The sequence below is a fragment of the Psychroserpens mesophilus genome, from assembly GCF_050617655.1.
GTDB classification, from domain to species: domain Bacteria; phylum Bacteroidota; class Bacteroidia; order Flavobacteriales; family Flavobacteriaceae; genus Psychroserpens; species Psychroserpens mesophilus_A.
Genome location: NZ_JBODQC010000008.1, coordinates 90466 through 113435 on the forward strand (window position 1 = coordinate 90466; position 22970 = coordinate 113435).

Below are 22970 nucleotides of genomic sequence, written 5' to 3' on the forward strand. Positions count from 1 at the left end.
GAAAGAAAAGGGTTGTATGTTTTATTAATTTTTTTGATTAGTTTTTGGATTCATACAGACTTCAAGTAAATTAATAGAAATTAAAATTGTTACTTTGTTATATGACAGGAATCGTTTATAAATCTACTGGAAGCTGGTACACCGTAAAAACCGATCTAGGTGCTGTTTATCAATGTAGAATAAAAGGTAAGTTTAGAATAAAGGGTATAAAAAGTACTAATCCGATTGCTGTTGGTGATGTTGTCGATTTTGAATTAGAAACCAATAATGACACAACTACAGGTGTTATCAATACCATTCATGATCGAAAAAACTATATTGTTCGTAAATCCGTTAATTTGTCTAAGCAAACACACGTGATTGCTTCTAATATTGACGTAGTGTTTTTATTAATCACTATAGATAATCCTCCAACATTCACCAGTTTTATTGATCGTTTTTTAGTAACAGCTGAAGCGTACTCGATTAAAACTATTCTGCTTTTTAATAAAATTGATGTCTATAGTGAGGAAACTTTAGATGAAGTTCGATACCTAGCTCATGTTTATAGAAAAATTGGTTACGAATGCATAGGCATTTCTGCTGAAACAGGAAAAAACATCGATAAGGTAAAAGCACTCATGGTTGGTAAGGTTAGCATGTTTGCTGGTCATTCAGGTGTTGGTAAATCAACCTTGGTAAATGCTATAGAGCCAGATTTAGACTTAAAGACAAAAGCAATTTCAGAACAACACAGTCAAGGTCAGCATACAACAACTTTTGCAGAGATGTTTGATTTGAGTTTTGGAGCAAAAATTATTGATACTCCAGGTATTAAAGGCTTTGGTGTGGTTGATATGGATAAAGAGGAAATTGGTGATTATTTTCCAGAATTTTTTAAACTGAAACAAGACTGCAAATTCAATAACTGTCTGCATAAAGAAGAACCTAAATGTGCTGTAAAAGCTGCTTTAGATAATGATGAAATTTCATTTTCCAGATACAGAAGCTATCTTCAAATTTTAGAAGGTGAAGACGAACACTACAGAACTGATAACTGGGAAGAATAATATAAAACCTACAAGCCATGAAAGCCGTTATTCAAAGAGTATCTAAAGCCAGTGTGACAGCTGATGCAGAAATTCTTGCTGTCATTTCAGACGGAATTCTCATTTTATTGGGTATTGAAGATCAAGATACATCAGAGGATGTCAAATGGTTATCCAGTAAAATAGCAAATCTGCGTATATTTTCTGATGAGGATGATATTATGAATCTTTCACTTATTGATACTCAAGGCGATGCAATTGTAGTGAGTCAATTTACACTTCATGCCAGTACTAAAAAAGGAAATAGACCTAGTTATATCAAAGCAGCAAAACCTGATATTGCGATTCCGCTTTATGAAGCTTTCGTCAAACAATTGGAATCAGATTTAGGTAAGCCTGTTAGAACTGGAAAATTTGGGGCAGACATGAAAGTAGAGCTTCTAAATGATGGTCCTGTAACCATTGTTATTGATACAAAAAACAAAGTGTAATGGTCTTTCTTTTTGGTCTTGGCATTTTCCCGTATAATGTCTAAAGCTATGAACTGCAAAATTTAAATAACTTAACTGTATTCGCAGTTGTGTCTTCCGTTCTTTCAAATGTAGATGTCTTAGCTTTTGCAGTACTTTAGTCATTACTATTAACCTTTTTGTTCACTAAAGCTAAACTGAATCCGTTTTGTATTTAGCTGTATTATTTCACAGGATTTTAGATGCTATGACTTTAGGAGGATAAGTTGTTGGATTTTTAATTCCATTTAACAATGAGCACTATTTTTTTTAGAATGTGAAAACCAGTATGGCTGAGTGGGTTTACATATATCGTAATCCCTTGTTTTTTAATGTTAATAATCTTGTATGTGTTCAAAAGGAAAATTAAGTTTCATCAGCATAAAAACTTATAGAATTTATTTATCACCTAAAAAAGGTTGAGAAAATTTTTTATATTTGAGATTATTACCAAATTCAAATCTTAATTAATGCCATATAGATTTTTTGTGACGTTCGTTGTACTGTCACTTGCTACGATTGCTAGAGCGCAAAACGAGGACTTATTTAAGTCCTCAACCATTCCATTAGAGTTAAAAGCTAAATCGAATGCAGTGATTAGATATGACAAAACAGATATTGAAGTCAAGGCATATAATAAATTTATATACAAAAGAAAACGTATAGTAACTGTATTGAATGAAGGCGGAATACATCATCAGGGCACAGGTGAGTCTTATGATAAAAACCGAAAAATAAAATCATTAGAAGCCAGAATATACGACCCAAGCGGAAAAGAAATCAAAAAGTTTAAAGAAAAGGATTTTGAAGACGAAAGTGCTGTAAGTGGAGGAACACTTTATTCAGATAATCGAGTCAAGTATCTTAATTATACACCAATTAATTATCCCTATACAGTAGTTTACGAAGCTGAAGTAGAATATCATAGTACAGCATTTTTCCCAGGCTGGAGTCCAATTAACGGATTTTATGTAAGTACTCAACATTCAGAGTATATAATTACAAATAATTCTGATACACCATTAAAAACAAAAGTAATTAATTTTGAAAATTATGATATAACTAAACACAGCGACTATCATTATACAGCTAAAAATCTGACTTCTCTAAAGCCTGAAGACTACAGGCCTTCGTTTTACACTTTCGCTCCAGTTTTAAAAGTCGCCTTAACCGAATTTGAAATGGAAGGTGTAAGAGGCATCAATAATAATTGGGAAGATTTTGGAAAATGGATGTATGATAAGCTTTTAACAGGTACTGAAATTTTGCCTGATGTTTTGAAAACCGAAATTAAAGAACTGACCAAAAATGCAACATCAGATATTGAAAAAGCAAGAATTGTTTATGATTACGTACAGGGTAAAACTCGCTATATAAGTGTTCAGGTTGGTATTGGAGGCTGGAAACCTATGCTTGCCGAAGATGTAGAACGTTTAGGCTATGCAGATTGTAAAGGCTTATCAAATTATACTAAAGCGTTGTTAAAAGAGGTAGGAGTAGAAGCGCATTATGCAGTAATTTATGGAGATAGAGATTTGGTTAATATTGATAAAGAGTTTTCAGCTACTGAAGGGAATCATGTTGTGATTTGTATTCCTAATGAGGAAAAAGACATTTGGTTAGAATGCACAAGTCAAACAGATCCATTTGGTTTTATTGCCAGTTGGACAGATGATCGAGATGCTTTGTTAATTACACCAGAAGGAGGAAAGATTATCCATACAACGATTTATAAAACTGAAGATAATCTTCAATTAACGAATGCTAGAGTTAATCTTGAAGTTGATGGAAGAATTACAGGAGATGTTACCATTAAAACGCATGGGTATCAATATGCCCTTCGCGAAGGCATTCAAAATAAACCTTTGAGAGATCAAGAATTATATTTTAAAGAAAATTGGGATTACATCAATAACCTTTCTGTTAGTAACATAGCATTTATTAACGACAGAGATAAGATTGTTTTTACTGAAAAAGCAAATATTGCCTCATCTACGTTTGTGACCAAAAGTGGTAAACGTCTTCTGTTTCAACCAAATGTATTCAATAGAATTAGACATATACCAACACGCTATAAAAACAGAACGCTGGATTTTGAAATTGATAGAGGTTATAAGGATGTAGATGAATTTGTAATCACTTTAGATCCAAAGGTTAAAGTAGAAGCCATGCCAGAGCCACTGGAAATCAATACTAAATTTGGTCTCTATAAATTTTCAATCGAAAAACGTTCGGATAGTGAACTTGTTTACAAAAGAACACATATACTCCATAAAGGGTATTATCCGAAAGAAGAATATGAAGACTTTCGTGATTTTATGTCAGCCATAGTAAAACATGACAAAACTAAAATTGTCTTAACAAAATAATCAACCAGTTAAATAACCAATCAACTAAATTAATTATGAAGCAAATATTCACAATATTTATTTTTTTGAGTATTGTATTATCCTTTAATGCTCAGGATTTTAAATTCGGTAAGGTCTCTAAAGAAGAACTAAATCAAAACCAACACCATTTAGATTCAACTGCCAATGCTGCTATATTATATAAGAACGAAAGTATTTATTTTTATTATTCAGACGAACAGGGTTTTATGCAGCATAGAACGATTCATAAACGTATAAAAATTTATAATAAAGAAGGCTACGACTGGGCAACAGATAAGATTTTCTTGTATAAAGGTGGCAGTGGAAATGATGAGAAACTTATTTCAGTAAAAGGGTATACCTTTAATATTGAGAATGGTAAACTAAGTAAGGAGAAACTGAAAAAAGATGGAATTTTTGAAGAAGAAGCTAGTGATTTCATGGACATTAATACAATAACAATGCCTAATATTCAAGATGGTTGTATTATAGAGCTTACTTATAAAATAGTGTCTCCATTTTTAGCTATCGATGATGTGTTTTTTCAATATGAAATTCCAATAGATAAGTTTGATTTTAAAATTGCTACACCTGAGTATTATGTGTACAATAAAAAAGTAAATCCTAAAGCTTTTTATTATCCTAAATTAATAGAAACTACAGGAAGTAATTCGGGTAGCTATGTTCAAACTAGTAGCACAACTCAATTTGAAGGTCATGGCAGTAAAAATTATTCAAAAGGTAGTTTTGAATATAGAGAAAACATTATTTCTGCAAACGAAACAGACATTCCTGCTCTTAAACAGGAAGCTTTTGCTGGTAATATGAATAATTATTTAGCAAAAATGAGTATGGAGTTATCTGCAATACTCAATGCAAATGGTGGTGTAGAGAAATCCTTTTCTTCAAGTTGGGAAAAGGTTTCAAAATCTATATATGACGAGTCAGATTTTGGAAACCAGTTAAACAGATCTGGGTTTTTTAAAGATGATGTAGAACCGCTTGTTGCTTCTTTGGATGACGATTTTCAAAAGGCATTTGTATTACAGTCATATGTGAAATCTAAAGTAAAATGGAATGGTTTAAATGGCTTTAGAGCTCAAAAAGGAACAAGATCAGCGTATAAGGAAGGAGAGGGTAATGTTGCAGATATAAACCTGTTACTCATCGCCATGTTAAGGTCTCAGGGAATCAATGCAAATCCGGTTTTGGTAAGTACCAGAAATAACGGAATACCTGTTTTTCCAACACGAAAAGGATTTAACTATGTAATTTGTTTGGTAGAAAGTAAAGACAGTTATGCGCTATATGATGCAACTGAATTATACAGCATGCCTAATACATTGCCTCAGTGCGTGCTAAACTGGCAAGGTCGTGTTATAAAAGATGATGGAGTTTCTGGTTGGATTTCTTTAACGCCATCAGGTAAAGCTACAGAATCTACATCTTTAAATGTTAAAATCAAGACTGATTTTACAATAGAAGGAAATGTTAGAAAAAACATTGAAGATCATCTTGCATTGGTATATAGAAAGAACACTTCAAATTTAAGCGAGGATGCTCATATAAAACAGCTTGAAAGAAATAAAGGTGATATAGAAATTTCTAATATAGATTATAAAAACAGTTTTGATATTACACAACCTATAAGATTGTCTTATGACTATATTCTAAATGATGGTATTGATGAAATTGGAGGAAATTTATATTTTTCACCTATGTTTTTTATGGCAACTAAAGAAAGTCCGTTTAAACTGGAAGAACGTAAATATCCAATCGATTTTATATTTCCTTTTGAAGATAAATACCTTATTAATATTATGATTCCTGATGGTTATCAAGTAGAGTCGTTGCCAGAAAGCGGCATTTATGAGTTTAAAAATAATGATGCTAAATTTACTTATATGATTAAAGAAAATGGTAAATATCTTCAATTAGCTGTATCTTTAGATTTGAATACCTCATTTATAAATTCGGTAGATTATAAAGGGTTTAAAGATTTTTTCGAAAAAATAGTAGAAAAACAATCTGAACAAATTGTACTAAAAAAAGTTTGAAAATGAACATTAAAAACGCTCAACTTGACGTTGATAACTGGATTAAAGAACATGGTGTTCGCTATTTCAATGAACTTACTAATATGGCTCAGCTTACGGAAGAAGTAGGTGAAGTAGCTCGAATCATTGCTCGTAGATATGGTGAACAAAGCGAAAAGGAAAGTGACAAAGATAAAGATCTAGGCGAAGAATTAGCAGATGTTATGTTTGTTGTATTATGTCTCGCAAATCAAACAGGTATTGATCTTCAAGATGCTTTTGATAAAAAAATGGACAAAAAAACAAAACGCGATCACGATAGACATCACAATAATCAAAAATTGAAGTAACGATGAACGTTATACTTCAACAGTCGTCAATTGAAAATCATAAATCGTCTATTGTTATTACAGGTTCTAAAAGTGAATCTAACAGACTGTTATTACTTCAGGCTTTATTTCCAGAAATCACGATTGAAAACCTTTCCAATAGTGATGATACCAAAGTGATGCAATATGCTTTACAAACCAAAGCATCTACAATAGATATTCACCACGCAGGAACTGCCATGCGATTTCTTACGGCCTATTTTGCTACTCAAGAACATAGCAACATAATTTTAACAGGTTCCTCACGTATGAAAGAACGTCCTGTAAAAATTTTAGTCGATGCTCTAAATACGCTTGGAGCAGACATATTGTATTTAGAAAACAAAGGTTGTCCGCCTTTACAAATTAAAGGCCAAACATTAGTCAATTCTAAAGTAGTGCTCAACGCAAATGTAAGTAGCCAGTATATTTCGGCATTATTATTAATTGCTCCAAAATTAAAAAACGGACTTCAATTAACGCTAGAAGGAAAAATAACCTCTGTTCCTTATATTAAAATGACCTTAGATTTGTTAAATCGAATAGGTGTTGAAACCCAGTTTTCAAATAATTGTATCACTGTATATCCTAAAGCAGTAAAAGAGGATTTGCAAACTTTAGTTGTAGAATCTGATTGGTCATCGGCATCCTATTTTTATAGTATTGTAGCGTTAAGCCCTGTTGGTACTCAAATTTCATTGTCTTCTTATAAACAGAATAGTTTACAAGGGGATTCAGTATTGCGTACAATTTATAAAGATTTTGGAGTAGAAACACATTATGAAAACAATTCAATTATTTTAAAAAAAATAAGTGAAAATACCAATCCAAAAATCTATAATCTTAATAATGCGCCAGATATTGCCCAAACTATAGCAGTCACTTGTTTAGGATTAGGAATTGAATGTCAGCTCTCAGGATTACATACCTTAAAAATAAAAGAAACAGATCGTTTACAAGCTTTGAAAATTGAAATTCAGAAACTTGGAGGACACATTGATATCACTGAAGACGCTCTTAGTTTGATGCCTAAAAAAACATTAAATAAAAATGTTTCAATCGATACCTATGACGATCATAGAATGGCAATGGCATTTGCTCCTTTAGCTTTAAAAATTCCGTTGCAAATTAATGATGCCAATGTGGTTTCTAAATCATTTCCTTCATTTTGGAAAGACCTAAAAGCACTCGGATTTAAAATTTATTAATAAAATCAGTCCATTTACTTGACAACGCCTACTTTGAGATTGTATATTTGCAACTTGCAAAAAACACAATATATATGAAATTATCACACTTCAATTTTAATTTACCAGAAGAATTATTAGCAGAACACCCTTCAGACATTAGAGATGAAGCTAGGTTAATGGTTTTAGATAGAAAAAAGAAAACCATTGAGCACAAGCTTTTTAAAGATATCATTGATTATTTTGAAGAGGATGATGTGATGATATTAAATAATACAAAAGTCTTTCCTGCACGTTTATATGGTAATAAAGAAAAAACAGGAGCAAGAATAGAAGTTTTTTTACTTAGAGAACTTAATGAAGAACAACGTCTTTGGGATGTTTTAGTTGATCCTGCAAGAAAGATTAGAATTGGTAATAAGTTATATTTTGGAGATGACGACACCTTAGTTGCTGAGGTTATAGACAATACAACTTCCAGAGGAAGAACATTACGTTTTCTTTACGATGGGTCTTACAGAGAGTTTAGAAGAAAACTAACAGAACTAGGAGAAACACCATTGCCTAAATACATTAAAAGAGATGTAGAGCCTGAAGATGAAGAACGATACCAAACGATTTTTGCTAAAAAAGAAGGCGCTGTAGCTGCTCCAACTGCAGGATTACACTTTTCAAAACATTTGCTAAAACGTTTAGAAATAAAAGGTGTTCATCTGCCAGAAGTAACCCTTCATGTTGGTTTGGGGACTTTTAATCCTGTTGAAGTTGAAGATTTATCAAAGCATAAAATGGATAGTGAAGAGATAGAAATTCTAGCGGACGCAGCAGAAGTTATCAATAGAGGTATAGCAGAAAAAAGACGTGTATGTGCTGTTGGTACAACTGCAATGCGAACCATTGAGAGTTCAGTATCTTCAAGTGGAACATTAAATGAATTTTCAGGTTGGACAAATAAATTTATTTTTCCTCCTTACGAATTTAGTATTGCAAATAGTATGATTACCAACTTTCATACACCAAAATCTACATTGTTGATGATGGTTTCTGCTTTTGCTGGACATGATTTTATTAAGAAAGCTTATGAAGAAGCAGTAAAAGAAAAATACCGTTTCTATACATATGGTGATGCGATGTTAATCATATAAGTTTTCAAATTAATTATATTATCATCAAAGCCTTGTCTGAAAACGATAAGGCTTTGTTTTTTTTAACAAGGAGTTGATCTGCTTACACATCAAAAAACCTTTGCTTACTTTTGTAAAACACATGGATAAAAAAAAGAAAGACATACGAGCCTTAACCAAAGACCAATTACGTGATTTTTTTGTAAGTCAAGGTGATAAAGCGTTTAGAGGAAATCAAGTTTATGAATGGCTATGGAGTAAAAGTGCTCATAGTTTTGAGGATATGACTAATATTTCTTTGGAGACCAGAGAAATGCTGGAAGCTAATTTCACAATAAATCATATTAGAGTAGACCAGATGCAACGTAGTTCTGATGGAACTATAAAAAATGCGGTTCGATTACATGATGGTTTGATTGTAGAATCGGTTTTAATTCCTGCAAAAAATAGAACTACAGCATGTGTGTCAAGTCAGGTAGGTTGTAGTTTAGATTGTAGATTTTGTGCTACAGCACGACTTAAACGTATGAGAAACCTCAATCCTGATGAAATTTATGATCAGGTGGTTGCTATTGACAGAGAAAGTAAATTATATCATAACAGACCCTTGAGCAATATTGTCTTTATGGGAATGGGAGAGCCTCTTATGAATTACAATAATGTACTAAAAGCAATTGATAAGATCACATCTTCTGAAGGCTTAGGAATGTCTCCAAAGCGAATCGTCGTTTCTACTTCAGGTGTGCCAAAAATGATAAAAAAAATGGCAGACGATGAGGTGAAGTTTAAATTGGCGGTGTCTCTGCATTCTGCAATTGATGATATTCGTACATCTATCATGCCATTTAACGCTACATTTCCTCTAAAAGATCTTAGAGAAGCGTTAGAGTACTGGTATGCCAAAACAAAAAATAGAATTACTTACGAATATGTGGTTTGGGATGGTATCAATGACACCAAAAAAGATGTAGAAGCTTTAATTGAATTCTGTAAGTTCGCTCCAAGTAAAGTGAATCTTATTGAGTACAACCCTATCGATGATGGAGAGTTTCAGCAAGCTCATTCGAAAGCATTAGAGATGTACGTTTCTATGTTAGAGGCCAATCATATTACGGTTACAGTTCGGCGTTCAAGAGGTAAAGATATTGATGCCGCTTGCGGACAGTTAGCAAATAAGACTTAAAAAAAAACCAACGACTAAGCGTTGGTTTTTTTGATAGTAAATGATTACTGTTTCAATAACTTTATAGTTTTGGTGCGTCCGGCAATTTTTATTTTTGCTAGATATATACCATCTTTTAAACTTACTAAATCAATAACTTCAGTATTTTGAGATAAAGATTTGTTGATTACATTTTGCCCTAATAAATTGTATAATTCAATACTTTCTAAAGCTAAATTTGATGATTCTAAAGTTAATTGGTCATTATCTTTATTGTAAAAATGACTAAATGAATTAGCATCAAATTCATCAATGCTTAAGGTTTCGTCAATTGATAAACTTAATAACATTAAAACATCGCTATTTGCAGCATCAGTAGTGGCGTGTATTCCTATATAAAAATCGCCATCAGCAGGTGCTGTATATGTAGCCATACTCGTATAAGCTTGAGTTATTAAATCATTACCAGTTGTATCAGCAAACAGACCACTTTGTGTAATTCCTGTATACGACCCAATAACAGTTTGATTAGTTGCAGTAGAAGATGGTGCATCTAAAGCTACTATATCGAATGTTTCGTTTGCTGTACCATTAACATTAACACTGTTGTAAACTAAAGTTACTGTATAATCTCCACCTGAAACTCCAGTTAAAGCAGGAGTAAATAACCAATCATCTTTAGCAACACCCACAGTAGCAGGGAATACGTTTACAATGATGTCATTTGTTCCATCAGCATCTAAATCATTAATTGTATTGTAAGTCCAATTTAAACCATTTGCATCAGCATCTTCAGTATCATAACAAACTTGATAGCGTGTTTCATCGGTCCAATCATCTACATAAGGGAAAGAAGTAGGACAAGAATAAGATGCTTCACTCAATACAAAATCGAATCCACCAGCATCCCATCTGTCATCAAATGCGATATAATAAGTAGTTCCAGAAGATACTGCCCATGATGCATCAGATAAATAACTTGTTGCAACATCATCATTTCCACCTACACATGTAAGAGCGCCACATGCTCCTGTATAAACGTGAATTCTAGTGTCACCTCCAACGTTAGCTAGTAAATCAGTAGTCACATTGGCTGAGCCATCTACAGTAGCAGTAAAAGAGTACCACTCACCAGATGTTGCACCAGCTCCATTGGCTGCACAAATTGGATCAGGAATTTCTGTACCATCTACAGCCGCAACTGTATAAGTGCCTGCAGTGATAACTTGCGCTGTAGCACAAGTGTTTGCGTCTTGGGCATTACCAAAAGTAACTGCTAATAAAGTAAAAAATAATAAAGTAATTTTTTTCATAAGATATAAATTTTGATTAATTAAGGTTCAATATACAAAAAAATGAAGTGATTTTATAAAATAATAATAATTTAACGAATAATTACATACCTAGTAAAACAAGTCTAACTTAATTAGTAATTTAGCAATTATATACCTTTATATTGAAAATAACGGAACAAATAAAACAACCTATTGCCTATGAAATGGAACTTTTTGAACAAAAGTTCCTATTGTCTATGTCTAGTAAGGTTGCGTTGTTAAACCGAATCACGCACTATATCGTAAACCGAAAAGGAAAACAAATGCGTCCGATGTTTGTGTTTCTGGTTGCAAAAATGGTCGATAACGGTCAGATAAGTGAACGAACATACAGAGGAGCCTCTGTCATTGAATTAATTCATACCGCAACTTTGGTACATGATGATGTTGTTGATGATAGCAATAGAAGACGTGGCTTTTTCTCAATAAATGCGTTATGGAAAAATAAAATTGCCGTCCTTATAGGTGATTATTTGTTATCCAAAGGCTTATTATTATCAATTGATAATAATGATTTTGATTTACTGAAAATTATTTCGGTTGCTGTCAGAGAAATGAGTGAAGGCGAATTACTTCAAATTGAAAAAGCAAGACAGCTGGACATTACAGAAGCTGTTTATTACGATATTATCCGACAAAAAACAGCTACTTTAATTGCAGCTTGTTGTAGTCTTGGAGCAGCTTCAGTAAAACCAAATTCTCAAGATGTTGATACCATGAGAAAGTTTGGAGAACTCATTGGAATGGCTTTTCAGATAAAAGATGATTTATTCGATTACGGCGAAGACGCTATAGGTAAACCAACTGGAATTGATATCAAAGAGCAAAAAATGACCTTACCTTTAATTCATGTTTTGAATAATTGCTCTAAAAAAGAAAAGTCCTGGTTGATTAACTCTATAAAAAATCATAATAAAGATAAAAAGAGAGTTAAAGAGGTGATTGCATTTGTCAAACAAAACAACGGACTGGAATATGCCATTTCTAAAATGAAATCTTTTCAAAACGAAGCATTACAGCTACTTAGTACATATCCTGAATCTGAATACAAATCTGCTCTGCAACTCATGGTCAATTACGTGATTGATAGAAAAAAATAAGATAATTTAGTTGTAAGTTATGTTGTTGTGAAATCGATTTCTAAATGTTAAAAGAAAACAAGATTAACTCAATAAAAAAAACTTCTTTGCAACAAACAAATCAACAACTAAACTTTTTTTTAAACATCAGGCAACCATTTGCATAATACTTGCGTCTATATTAATAGAAGACTTAAATAAGTACGTTTGAAAGTTATTCAATTACATAATAATAACACTGCACTTTTAAAAAAAGCAGCCAAAAACAGTCGTGAAGCACAACACGAATTGTTTAAGGTACATGCACCAAAAATGCTAAGCGTTTGCAGATATTATATAAAGGATATTCAAAATGCAGAGTCTGTTATGCTCAGCGGTTTTTTTAAAGCGTTTACCAATTTGAACACTTTTAAACATCAAGGAAGCTTTGAAGGCTGGTTACGAAAAATAATGGTAAGAGAATCGATTTCATTTATAAGACAACAGAAGCACCTAGAATTTTCAATTGAAGAGGTGTCAATTCCTCAAGACTATTCTAATAACATACATACTGAAATTGAGGTAGCTCAAATTCAACAGTTAATTGATGAGCTTCCAGAAGGTTATAAAATGATATTTGTGATGTATGCCATCGAAGGTTATAAACATTTCGAAATTGCAGACCTGCTTCACATTTCAGAAGGCACTTCTAAATCGCAATTATTCAAAGCACGACAAATGCTTCAGAAAAAAATTAAAGAACTAAATCAAACGAGTTATGGCACCAGTTAAATTTGAAGACAAGCTAAAAGATAAGCTCGAGAACCGAAAACTTCAGCCATCTACTGATGCTTGGAGTACTTTGGCTGATAGGTTAGATAAAGCAGACAGAAAGAACAATAACACAATTTTTTGGTGGCTTGGTATTGCTGCGAGTATTGTAGGTGTAATTTTCGTCACAACTCAGTTTTTTAACACAACTGAAGATGTAAAAGATATTCCAGTTGTAGTCGATACAAAAACTAAGCCTCTAAAAAAACCAGATGTAATTACTAAACCTTCTGCTAATACAACCATTGTCGTTAATTCTGATGAGAATAAAAATAATTTTGAAACTGTCAATGCAGCTGAAGTTAATTCTGTTTATAATGATAAAACAGATGAAAAACAAAAAGCCATCTATCATTTAAAAAAACCACATGATGTTGTTGTTGCTTTGGATAAAAATAAACAAGATGTAGATGATAATGTTCCTGTTAAAACTCTAACTCATGAAGCCTTAAAAATCATTGAAGTTGTGGATGTTATAAAACAACTTCAGGCCAATGAAAATTTAGTATCCGATCAGGAAATAGATTCGCTTTTAAAACAAGCTCAAAGAGAAATTTTAAAACAACGCATATTTGATGAAACCACAAGAACGGTTGATGCTGATGCTTTACTTCAAGACGTTGAAGGAGAATTAGAACAATCATTTAGAGATAAAGTATTTGAAGCTTTAAAATCAAGTTATAAATCGGTAAAAACTGCAGTTGCCGAACGTCGTAACTAAAACATTTTCAAACAAAAAACGAACAGTTTAACCCAACATCAATTAAATTATTAATATTATGAACACTATTACAAAACATGTAGTGCTGCTTATCTTATGTCTTTTTGTAAGTACAGTTACTGCTCAAGAACAACAAAAAGATTCAATCTCTGGCACCATTATTCCTTATCATGCAAATGGTTTAAAAATCGATAGATTAGAAGAAACAAAAAAAACGATAACCAATGAGGAGCGTGATTTTTTAAAGCAAGAAGTTGAAACGATTAATCAACGTTTGGACAGAGGTGAAATTACAAATACTGAAGCAGAACAGCTCAAAAAAGAAGCTGCATTAAAACACGCTGCAAATATTGAAGATCGTATTGCAATTATTGATGCAAAAATCAATCTTTTAAAGCGAAATCCAGATATTCAGCATATTGTAAATGATGAAGACAACGCTATGTCTGTTAGTATTGGTTCTAAAGGTTTTATAATAGACTTAGCTAATAAACAAAGAAAGCCTCCTAAGTACGATATTAGAACCACAAATAAATTATTATTTGCAATAGGATTTAATAATGCTATAGGTGATGGTCAGGATTTAAGCAATACTCCATATGAGTTAGGTGGTTCTGGATTTGTCGAATTAGGATGGATTTGGGAAACGCGTTTGGCTAAAAATTCAAATTTTGCAAGACTTAATTACGGATTATCATTTCAATGGAATAAGCTCAATGTGAAAGATGATTTGTATTTTGTTCAAGATGGCAATCAAACAGTATTAGAAGAATTTCCAGTAAGTTTAAGAAAATCTCAAATACGAGTCACAAACTTAGTAGTGCCTGTCCATTTTGAATTTGGTCCTTCTAAGTTAAGAGAATACAACAATAGAATTCGCTACTTTACAGATAGTAAGTTTAAAGTTGGAATAGGAGGCTATGCAGGTATTAGGTTAGCAACACAAAGAAAATTACGTTATAAAGAAGATGGTGATTTCGTGAAAGACAAAACAAGACGTAATTTCAATGCTTCTAATTTTGTTTACGGATTAAGTGCTTATGTTGGAGTAGGACAATTATCACTTTATGCTAAGTATGATTTAAATCCGTTATTTAAAAATCAACTGGTAGATCAACATAATATTTCCTTGGGATTACGAGTGGATTTACATTAAAGAAATTTACTTAAAACAAAACCCGATTTCAATAAGTTAAAATCGGGTTTTGTTTAGTAAATTCTTATTCAAGATTTAAGTCCAGAATTTCTTGATCATCTAAGTCATAACCATAACATCTCCAAAAATTGGGTCCTAAGCCATTGTATTTCCAAACCACTGTTCCGTCTGGAGTAACTTCCCAAAAACCATAATCACCTTCAGAAATAATAGTATTTCCATTTTTTAAGCGATCAGCACCTGATATTCTTCCGAAGAATAAGTCGGGATCAGTAAAACTCCAAACGATGTTAGGCTCATTATCTGCATTTGGCATTAATTCATAGTTTTGAGGCATTTCCAACTCATAAACTGTAGACTGGTTGATGTTATTTCCATTTCCGTAAACCAGCATATTTCCTGCGCCAGGCTCATCACTCTGTAAAAAATTTGGAAAGTGATTATTATAAAATAATCGAGAGCCAAAACTATTTTGATACGCTTCTGGATTTCCAAATCTGTATAGTAAATCACCACCTTTATTGTAATTTCCTCCACTATGTGTTGCGGCTTCAGCTGTTGTGGTGCTATGGTCAATAACCCATATTTCATGATAGTAGTTCACACTTAAAAAAATAACATCATTAACTGGGTCATAATCAATACCATTTGCATGCATGATATCTCCATTTTCTATGGTATTGTAGTTAATATCGATGAGCTGTGGGTTGTCACCTACGACTCCAAAATTATTAGCGTTTGGCATTTGGTCTTGAATAATATGTTCAAAACTTCGCCACTCCCATACAATTTCATTAGTGTTAGGGTTTATTTCTATCAATTTTTCTGGAAAAATATCACCACCAGTTGTAACTCCCTCAAACGCTGCTGCAAAAGGACCAATCCGTTCCCATGCTATAAATAAAATATTTCCATTTGGAAGCATTTCTACATCATGGTGTGCAATAAAATTACCACTGGCGTAAAGGTATTCCCATTCAACTTCACCTTCAGCATTAATAATCTTAATTATACCACCGAAACCACCAAAATTAACATCTGGATTTGGAGTCTTAAATAAGCCTAGTAATTTTCCAGAAGGAAGTAATTGTAAATCATTTCCTAGATTTTCCTCAAAGGTCCACTCCTTAATTCGATTTCCATTTTTGTTTAAGAGATAAGAAGAAGTGCCTCCATTCTCAATTGCTAGAATAAAACCATTGTCAATCAAATCTTCGTTGTAAACTTCAACATTATCTGTAAGTACTGGGTCTGGATTGTCATTAATAATGTCTTTAGTATCATCGTCATTTTGACAATTAAAACTCATTACGCATAAGACTAAAACACATGTATGTCTGAAAATTTTCATATTTATTTTTTTTGTTAAAATAATAATTTTTTTTTTGGAACAGAGTCTGGATCATATTTAACAGAGTCTGGATCATATTTAATTAAGACCATTTCTTAGTTATATATAACCTTTAAGCTATAGCTTTTGTATTATTGAGTTTACAAGTGATTTATAGTTAAATAGATAGCCGAAAATAAAAAAAACAATAAGTATTTAATTGAGTCTTATGCTCTTTCTATTTATACTATTCTAGGTTCAAATCCAGAATTTCTTGATCATTTAAGTCATAGCCATAACATCTCCAGAAACTAGCACCTAAACCATTATATTTCCATGCAATACTACCATTATTAGTTACTTCCCAGAAGCCATAACTGCCTTCTGCAATTAAAGTGTTTCCATTTTTGAGACGTACAGCACCAGATATTCTTCCATTAAACAATTCTGGATCAGTAAAACTCCAAACAATGTTCGGTTCATTATTGGTATTTGGAATAAGATTAAAATTAGCAGGAATGTCTAATTCGTAAACAATAGATTGCGAATTATTAGTACCATTATTAAAGACTAAAATATTACCTTCTCCTGGCTCATTATCTTCAAGGATATTTGGAAAATGGTTATTGTAAAAAAGTCTGGTTCCTTCGGTATTTTTATAAGCAGAAGGATTCCCAAATCTATATAGTAAATCACCACCTTTGTTGTAATTTCCTCCACTGTTAGTGGCTGCTTGTTCAGTCGTTGTACTATGATCAATGACCCAGATTTCACTGTAATAATTGACGCTCAAATAAATAACATCCTTATCTTGGTCATAATCTATTCCATTAGCATGCATGATGTCACCATTGTCGACTACATTATAGTTAATGTCTATTAATTGAGGGTTATCGCTAACGCTTCCATAATTTAAAAGTGTTGGATCTACATCTTGTACAATATGGTCAAAACTTCTCCATTGCCAGACAATTTGGTTGTTTAATGGGTTTACTTCAACTAGCATTTCAGGATAAACCGGATTTGAAGTAGCGACACCATTAGCCTGAGCTTCAGCCGTTTCAATTTTTTCCCAAACTATAAATAGCACATTGCCATTAGGTAGGAGTTCAACATCGTGATGTGAGATGTAATTTTCTGAAGTATATTCAAATTCCCAATCGATACTGCCGTCCTGATTTATAATTTTAACTATTCCTCCAAAACCACCAAATGAAAAAGGAGGATTGTCTGATTTGAAAATACCTAAAAGTTTTCCTTCAGGTAGTAGTTCTAAGTCATTTCCAAGGTTGTCTTCAAATAGCCATTCTTTAACCTTATTACCTGCTTTATCTAATAAGTAAGATGTTGTTCCTCCGTTTTCTACAGCTAAAGTATAACTATTGTCTATTAAATTCCCATCATAAACTTCAACATTTTCTGTAAGTACTGGGTTTGGATTGTCATTAATAATGTCTTTAGCATCATCGTCATTTTGGCAATTAAAACTTAACACACATAAAAGTATAACACATAAATATCTCACAGTTCTCATAATTTTTTTGTTAAAGTAATGAATTTTTTTTCAGAATTATACCTAAATCAAAATTACATACACTTCTGTAATAAAGTAATTATTTAATTTCGATTAAAATGGAATACTCATTAGCATCTGAAAGGACAAACACAAATTCAAAGTTAATTTACTCAGTAAATTTTTAAAACAAATACTTTATCTTAAATTTACCCTTGCTTCTTAAATTGAAACAAAAATATTATTTTTTTGATAAAAATTTAGTGCTAAAAACTTACAAATGATTTCACAAAGTAGTATAGAACAAGTATTTGAAACCGCTCGCGTCGAGGAGGTTATTGGTGATTTTGTGCAATTAAAAAAGTCAGGAAGTAACTTCAAGGGTTTAAGTCCGTTTAGTGATGAGCGCTCTCCAAGCTTTATGGTATCACCTGTAAAACAAATCTGGAAAGATTTTTCCAGCGGAAAAGGAGGCAATGCAGTTACCTTTTTAATGGAACATGAGCACTTTACCTATCCTGAAGCGATTAAGTATTTAGCAAAAAAATACAATATTGAAATAGAGGAAACCGAACAAACCAACGAACAAAAGCAGGAAGCCAATGAGCGTGAGAGTTTGTATTTAGTAAATGAATTTGCGAATGACTATTTTCAAAAGGTCATGTTTAAAACCGATCAAGGTCAATCTATTGGGCTCAGCTATTTTAAAGAACGTGGTTTTACCAATGAAACGATTAAAACCTTTAATTTGGGCTATTCGCTTGACGAGTGGCAAGCCTTTACAGACGAAGCTTTAAAAAAAGGATATCAATTAGAGTTTTTAGATAAAACCGGACTTACCATTGTTAAAGGAGATAAAAAATTTGATCGATTTAAAGGTCGTGTCATGTTTCCTATTCATAGTATGAGTGGTCGTATTTTAGGATTTGGAGGACGAATTTTAAAAACGGATAAAAAAGCTGCAAAATATCTCAATTCACCTGAGAGTGAAGTGTATCATAAAAGCAAAATTCTTTATGGTTTATTTCATGCGAAACAAAGCATCGCTAAAGAAGATAACTGTTACTTAGTAGAAGGTTATACAGATGTTATTCAATTTTATCAAACAGGAATAAAAAATGTGGTTGCATCTTCTGGGACTGCTTTAACACCTGAACAAATTAGATTAATTAACAGGCTCACCAAAAATATAACCGTTCTTTTTGATGGTGATGCTGCTGGAATAAGAGCGTCTATTAGAGGTATTGATCTCATACTAGAACAAGGTATGAATGTTAAAGTATGTACGTTTCCAGAAGGAGAAGATCCAGATAGCTTTGCTAAGCAAAATACTTTAGAGGAATTGTCTGGTTATCTTGATTCTAACGCCAAAGATTTTATCCAGTTTAAAGCATCTTTATTAATAAAAGACGCTAAAAATGATCCAATAAAAAAGGCAGAAACAATCAGGGAAATTGTTAATAGCATCTCTAAAATTCCAGATCAGATAAAAAAGGAAATCTATATTCAGGAGTGTTCTCGAATAATGGATATTAGTGAGGATGTACTTTTTAGCACCTTAGCTCAGATTAATAAGAAAGGTAATCAGGAAGCCAATAAAGCCTATAAAACGCAACAAAAAGCGTTTGATGTAGTAAGACCAGAAGTTAAAGCGCCAAAGGTTGATTTGCAATATGAATTAGAGCGAAAAATCATTGAAATATTGTTGCTCTACGGAACAAAAACTGAGGATTTTGAAGATTTGGTTTTAAAGGAAGGTGATGATGGCGAATTACAGTTGGAACCTGTAGTTCATAATGCTCGGGTTTTTGAAAAAGTATATCTGGATTTACAAGAAGATGAAATGCAATTTTCAAATGCAATTTTCAAAACATTATATTATGCAATAATTGATACATTACATCAAGAACCTGAATTTTCTACACGTAATTTTGTAAATAAATTAGATCAAGATTTAGCTGCTGAAGTCACTACTATTTTAATGAATGATGAACGTTATAGTCTGCACGATTGGGAGCGAAATCATATCATTCCAAAAGAGAAAAATCACAGTATTTCACAACTGGTTAATCAAACCATTTTAACATTAAGATGTTACTTAATAGATAAGAAAGTTGCTGAATATCAAAACGAAACATTAAAAGAAGATTCAAATTCAAGAAGTATTTTAGAAGATGTCAAAGACTACTTAGGACTCAAAATGCTACTCTCTCGGAAATTGGGAAAAGTGATTGGAGGAAAGGTTTAAGTGATTTCCATATGTTTCCCTTGATTGACAAGATCAATTAAATTGGTGACATTAAGCTTTTTGAATAATCTGGCTTTGTAAGTGCTTACTGTCTTTTCATTTATGTCGAGTTCTAAAGCTATTTCTTTGTTCTTTTTACCAGAAGACAGCAATTTTAAAACCTCTACCTCACGAGTAGATAATCGTTTGTAAATTCTGCTTTTAGATTTTTTAGTATCATCATATTTAAGATGTTTAGACATTTTTTCACTCAAATATAAATCGCCTTTGTGTGCAAGTAAAATAGCTTTTTCAATCACATCAGTAGATTCCGTTTTTGAAACATAGCCCGAAGCCCCTGCCTTTATAGTGCTAATGGCATATATTTCTTCTGGATGGTAACTAAACATAATGATGTTTATTTTACTATGTTCTTTCCTAATGGCTCTTAATGCGGTAATACCATTAAGTTCAGGAAGATCAATTTCTGAGATAATAACATCAACTTGATGACGTCTTACAAACTCAAATATTTCAACTCCACTTCCAACTGTCCCAATGACTTTTATCTCGTTATGTTCTTTGAATAACAGTTCTAAACCAGTCCTTATAATAGGATGGCTATCTACTACTAATACCTTGATCATGATATTTAATTTAGTTGGTTACTAAGTATCCATAACCTATTTTTATAGGTTCTAGAAAGTGGAGATTTCAATTGTAAAAATAGAAAAAAAATCAATAACTATGACTTTTTATAACGATTAATTCATTGATTATTTTAAATCTTTGGGAATTTCGCAAATTGGTATCGGAATCATTTTATGTTGATTATTACTGTTATATCTGATAAATATCTCAAAAATTTCTCGTTGTCTTCCATTAAAATCATGAGCTGTTTTGCCGTCTGCTTTTTGTTGCATTGCCCATTCTAGTTCTGGGTAGGATGCACCTATTTGATCTTCATCACTTCTGGCATCACCAAATAGTCCGTCGCTTGGTGCTGCTTTCATTATCGATTCAGGGACTTTTAATAATTTACCTATTGCATATACTTCCGATTTTAGTAGGTCTGCAATCGGACTTAAATCTACGCCTCCATCACCATATTTTGTATAAAAGCCTATCCCAAAATCTTCAACTTTATTTCCAGTTCCAGCTACTAATAATCCCAAAAGACCAGCATGATAATATAAGGTAGTCATACGTAACCTCGCTCTTGTATTTGCCAAAGCCATATCAACTGTACTTTGATTACCCTTAAGAGAAACTTCAGTTTTAAATTCTTCAAAAACAGGAGTTAAATCAGTTTTGATATCGCTTACATTAGGAAATCGTTGTTTTAATTGAGCGATGTGTTCTTGAGCTCTGCTAACATGACTTTCAGCTTGATGAATAGGCATTTCAATACACAAAACGTCCAATCCTGTTTTGGCACAGAGCGTAGAAGTTACAGCAGAATCAATTCCGCCAGAAATCCCAATCACAAATCCATTAACTCTAGCATTAGTAGCATAGTCTTTAAGCCAATTTACGATATGATCTATAACTTTTTCTGTTTGCATTTTTTATAGTATTTAAGTGAAAGAATAGTACCTTTGCAAAACAAAAATACAAGTTTAGTTCAGAAATAACGTTAGTTATAAAAATTAATACTATTTAAGCCTTTATTGAAAATAATTATGAAAAAAATCTGCTGTATTCTCTTTTTGTTATTGGTTGCCTATTCTTGCAAAAAAGAAGATCAACTCGAAAAAGAGATTTCTAAAATTGATGTTGACTTCGTTGTAGAACGGTTTGATCGTGCTTTTTCAGAAACGAGACCAGAAAATCTGGGACAGCTTAAAACAACATTTCCTTTTTTGTTTTCTAAATATGTTCCAGACTCAATTGTTAAAGCGCGAATGACAGACTCATTACAGATTGAATTATTAGAAGAAGTCAATAAAAAATTCGATAATTTTTTAGAGATTGAAGATGAAATTACCAGACTTTTTCAACACTTGAAATATTATGATGTAACATTTTCTGAACCTCGTGTAATTACTCTTACAAATGGAGTGAAATACAGAGATAAAGCTATAGTTACAGATACTATTGTGCTCATTCCGCTTGATAATTATTTAGGAAGTGATCATAAATATTATGCTAGTATTCCAAAATATATAACTCAAAATATGAAACCTTCTCAGATTGTTTCAAATCTCGCATCAGATTATGCCAAACGTTATATATCTCAGTCTCAAACAAAAACATTGCTCAACGATATGATCTATTTTGGTAAGCAATTATACTTCAAAGATAAAATGATTCCATTTAAAACAGATGAAGAAAAAATAGGCTATACGGAACAACAATTAGAGTTTGCAGAAAATAATGAAGGTCAGATTTGGACTAACTTTATTGAAAACGAATATTTGTTCAGTACAGATAGCAGTTTGCCTGGTCGCTTTATAATTGATGCACCTTTCTCAAAATTTTACTTGCAATTAGATCGAGAGTCACCTGGACGACTTGGTCAATATATGGGTTGGCAAATTGTAAAAGCGTACATGAATAATAACGATGTGTCTTTGTTAGATATGATGAAAAAAGATGCCGTTGAAATTTTTAATAAATCAAATTATAAACCACCAAAATAATGGCAAAAAAACATACGTCTAAAATAGAACTCAGCGTAGAACTAGACGAAAATAGAGTGCCCGAACAACTGTATTGGTCTGCCGAAGATGGAGGTATTACCAATGCCGAAGCTAAAGCAATGATGCTTGCTGTTTGGGATAGCAAAGCTCAGGAAACACTCAGGATTGATCTTTGGACCAAAGATATGCCTGTTGATGAAATGAAATTGTTTTTTCATCAAACATTAGTTGAAATGAGCAAAACCTTTCACAGAGCAACCCAAGATGAAAAAATGTCTGCCACCATGATGGATTTTTGCGATTACTTTGCTGAAAAATTAGAACTCAAAAAAAAATAATTTTTTAAGGATAGCTTAAACCTTTGATGATATAGCA

The 22970-nt window shown here is 32.3% G+C and carries 20 protein-coding genes; 15 read left to right on the top strand and 5 right to left on the bottom strand.

Annotated elements, in window-relative coordinates; all coding sequences use genetic code 11:
• Window positions 1-101: 101 nt before the first annotated feature.
• From rsgA to rlmN, 8 genes are all read left to right on the top strand, one after another.
• Complete coding sequence (gene rsgA / locus ACRHNM_RS13345) at window positions 102-1049, top strand: ribosome small subunit-dependent GTPase A (RefSeq protein WP_431137142.1); 948 nt, start codon at window positions 102-104, stop codon at window positions 1047-1049.
• Between the two features lie 17 nt (window positions 1050-1066).
• Window positions 1067-1519 (top strand): D-aminoacyl-tRNA deacylase, encoded by a 453-nt coding sequence (gene dtd, locus ACRHNM_RS13350; RefSeq protein ID WP_431137143.1) that lies wholly within the window; start codon window positions 1067-1069, stop codon window positions 1517-1519.
• Between the two features lie 488 nt (window positions 1520-2007).
• Entirely contained in the window at window positions 2008-3906 is a 1899-nt protein-coding gene (locus tag ACRHNM_RS13355; RefSeq protein ID WP_431137144.1) for a DUF3857 domain-containing protein, read from the top strand.
• A 35-nt stretch (window positions 3907-3941) separates the two neighbouring features.
• A complete protein-coding gene (locus ACRHNM_RS13360) occupies window positions 3942-5963 on the top strand; it encodes a transglutaminase domain-containing protein (RefSeq protein WP_431137145.1) in 2022 nt (673 codons plus the stop codon).
• A 2-nt stretch (window positions 5964-5965) separates the two neighbouring features.
• Window positions 5966-6292: a nucleotide pyrophosphohydrolase gene (locus tag ACRHNM_RS13365; RefSeq protein ID WP_431137146.1), complete on the top strand. Its 327-nt coding sequence runs from the start codon at window positions 5966-5968 to the stop codon at window positions 6290-6292.
• A gap of 2 nt (window positions 6293-6294) precedes the next feature.
• Entirely contained in the window at window positions 6295-7518 is a 1224-nt protein-coding gene (locus ACRHNM_RS13370; RefSeq protein ID WP_431137147.1) for a 3-phosphoshikimate 1-carboxyvinyltransferase, read from the top strand.
• Window positions 7519-7592: 74 nt separating this feature from the next.
• A complete protein-coding gene (gene queA / locus ACRHNM_RS13375; RefSeq protein ID WP_431137148.1) occupies window positions 7593-8642 on the top strand; it encodes a tRNA preQ1(34) S-adenosylmethionine ribosyltransferase-isomerase QueA in 1050 nt (349 codons plus the stop codon).
• Window positions 8643-8763: 121 nt separating this feature from the next.
• Window positions 8764-9804 carry a 23S rRNA (adenine(2503)-C(2))-methyltransferase RlmN gene (rlmN, locus tag ACRHNM_RS13380; RefSeq protein WP_431137149.1) on the top strand — a complete coding sequence of 347 codons (1041 nt, stop codon included), beginning with the start codon at window positions 8764-8766 and terminating at the stop codon, window positions 9802-9804.
• A 44-nt stretch (window positions 9805-9848) separates the two neighbouring features.
• Here the strand turns inward: rlmN and ACRHNM_RS13385 are convergent, their stop codons facing one another.
• A complete protein-coding gene (locus ACRHNM_RS13385) occupies window positions 9849-11096 on the bottom strand; it encodes a T9SS type A sorting domain-containing protein (protein ID WP_431137150.1) in 1248 nt (415 codons plus the stop codon).
• Window positions 11097-11239: 143 nt separating this feature from the next.
• Here ACRHNM_RS13385 and ACRHNM_RS13390 point away from each other — a divergent pair, with 143 nt between their 5' ends.
• The 4 genes from ACRHNM_RS13390 to ACRHNM_RS13405 all read left to right on the top strand — a co-directional run bounded on the left by ACRHNM_RS13390 (window position 11240) and on the right by ACRHNM_RS13405 (window position 14883).
• Window positions 11240-12217: a polyprenyl synthetase family protein gene (locus ACRHNM_RS13390; RefSeq protein ID WP_431137151.1), complete on the top strand. Its 978-nt coding sequence runs from the start codon at window positions 11240-11242 to the stop codon at window positions 12215-12217.
• A gap of 186 nt (window positions 12218-12403) precedes the next feature.
• Window positions 12404-12967, top strand: a complete 564-nt coding sequence (locus ACRHNM_RS13395; RefSeq protein WP_431137152.1) for an RNA polymerase sigma factor — start codon at window positions 12404-12406, stop codon at window positions 12965-12967.
• Window positions 12954-13727 (top strand): hypothetical protein, encoded by a 774-nt coding sequence (locus ACRHNM_RS13400; protein ID WP_431137153.1) that lies wholly within the window; start codon window positions 12954-12956, stop codon window positions 13725-13727. Before ACRHNM_RS13395 ends, ACRHNM_RS13400 begins: the two co-directional genes overlap by 14 nt.
• Window positions 13728-13785: 58 nt before the next feature.
• On the top strand, window positions 13786-14883 hold the full coding sequence (locus ACRHNM_RS13405; RefSeq protein ID WP_431137154.1) for a hypothetical protein: 1098 nt from the start codon (window positions 13786-13788) through the stop codon (window positions 14881-14883).
• Between the two features lie 64 nt (window positions 14884-14947).
• On the opposite strand, the gene ACRHNM_RS13410 is transcribed toward ACRHNM_RS13405, so the two are convergent.
• The gene (locus ACRHNM_RS13410; protein WP_431137155.1) at window positions 14948-16234 is read right to left on the bottom strand and encodes an aryl-sulfate sulfotransferase; all 1287 of its coding nucleotides are present in this window, start codon (window positions 16232-16234) and stop codon (window positions 14948-14950) included.
• A 226-nt stretch (window positions 16235-16460) separates the two neighbouring features.
• Entirely contained in the window at window positions 16461-17747 is a 1287-nt protein-coding gene (locus ACRHNM_RS13415) for an aryl-sulfate sulfotransferase (protein WP_431137156.1), read from the bottom strand.
• A 259-nt stretch (window positions 17748-18006) separates the two neighbouring features.
• On the opposite strand from ACRHNM_RS13415, the gene dnaG reads away from it, so the two are divergent.
• Window positions 18007-19974, top strand: coding sequence for a DNA primase (dnaG, locus tag ACRHNM_RS13420; RefSeq protein ID WP_431137157.1), 1968 nt, complete (start codon window positions 18007-18009; stop codon window positions 19972-19974).
• Here dnaG and ACRHNM_RS13425 read toward each other — a convergent pair.
• Both ACRHNM_RS13425 and nadE read right to left on the bottom strand, forming a co-directional pair.
• A complete protein-coding gene (locus tag ACRHNM_RS13425) occupies window positions 19971-20600 on the bottom strand; it encodes a response regulator (protein ID WP_431137158.1) in 630 nt (209 codons plus the stop codon). The two genes, dnaG and ACRHNM_RS13425, sit on opposite strands and share 4 nt — an antisense overlap.
• A gap of 129 nt (window positions 20601-20729) precedes the next feature.
• The gene (gene nadE / locus ACRHNM_RS13430; protein ID WP_431137159.1) at window positions 20730-21518 is read right to left on the bottom strand and encodes an NAD(+) synthase; all 789 of its coding nucleotides are present in this window, start codon (window positions 21516-21518) and stop codon (window positions 20730-20732) included.
• Between the two features lie 117 nt (window positions 21519-21635).
• Here nadE and gldB point away from each other — a divergent pair, with 117 nt between their 5' ends.
• The gene (gene gldB / locus ACRHNM_RS13435; RefSeq protein WP_431137160.1) at window positions 21636-22595 is read left to right on the top strand and encodes a gliding motility lipoprotein GldB; all 960 of its coding nucleotides are present in this window, start codon (window positions 21636-21638) and stop codon (window positions 22593-22595) included.
• Entirely contained in the window at window positions 22595-22933 is a 339-nt protein-coding gene (gldC, locus tag ACRHNM_RS13440; protein ID WP_431137161.1) for a gliding motility protein GldC, read from the top strand. The genes gldB and gldC overlap by 1 nt, the downstream gene beginning before the upstream one ends.
• The last annotated feature ends 37 nt before the right edge of the window (window positions 22934-22970 follow it).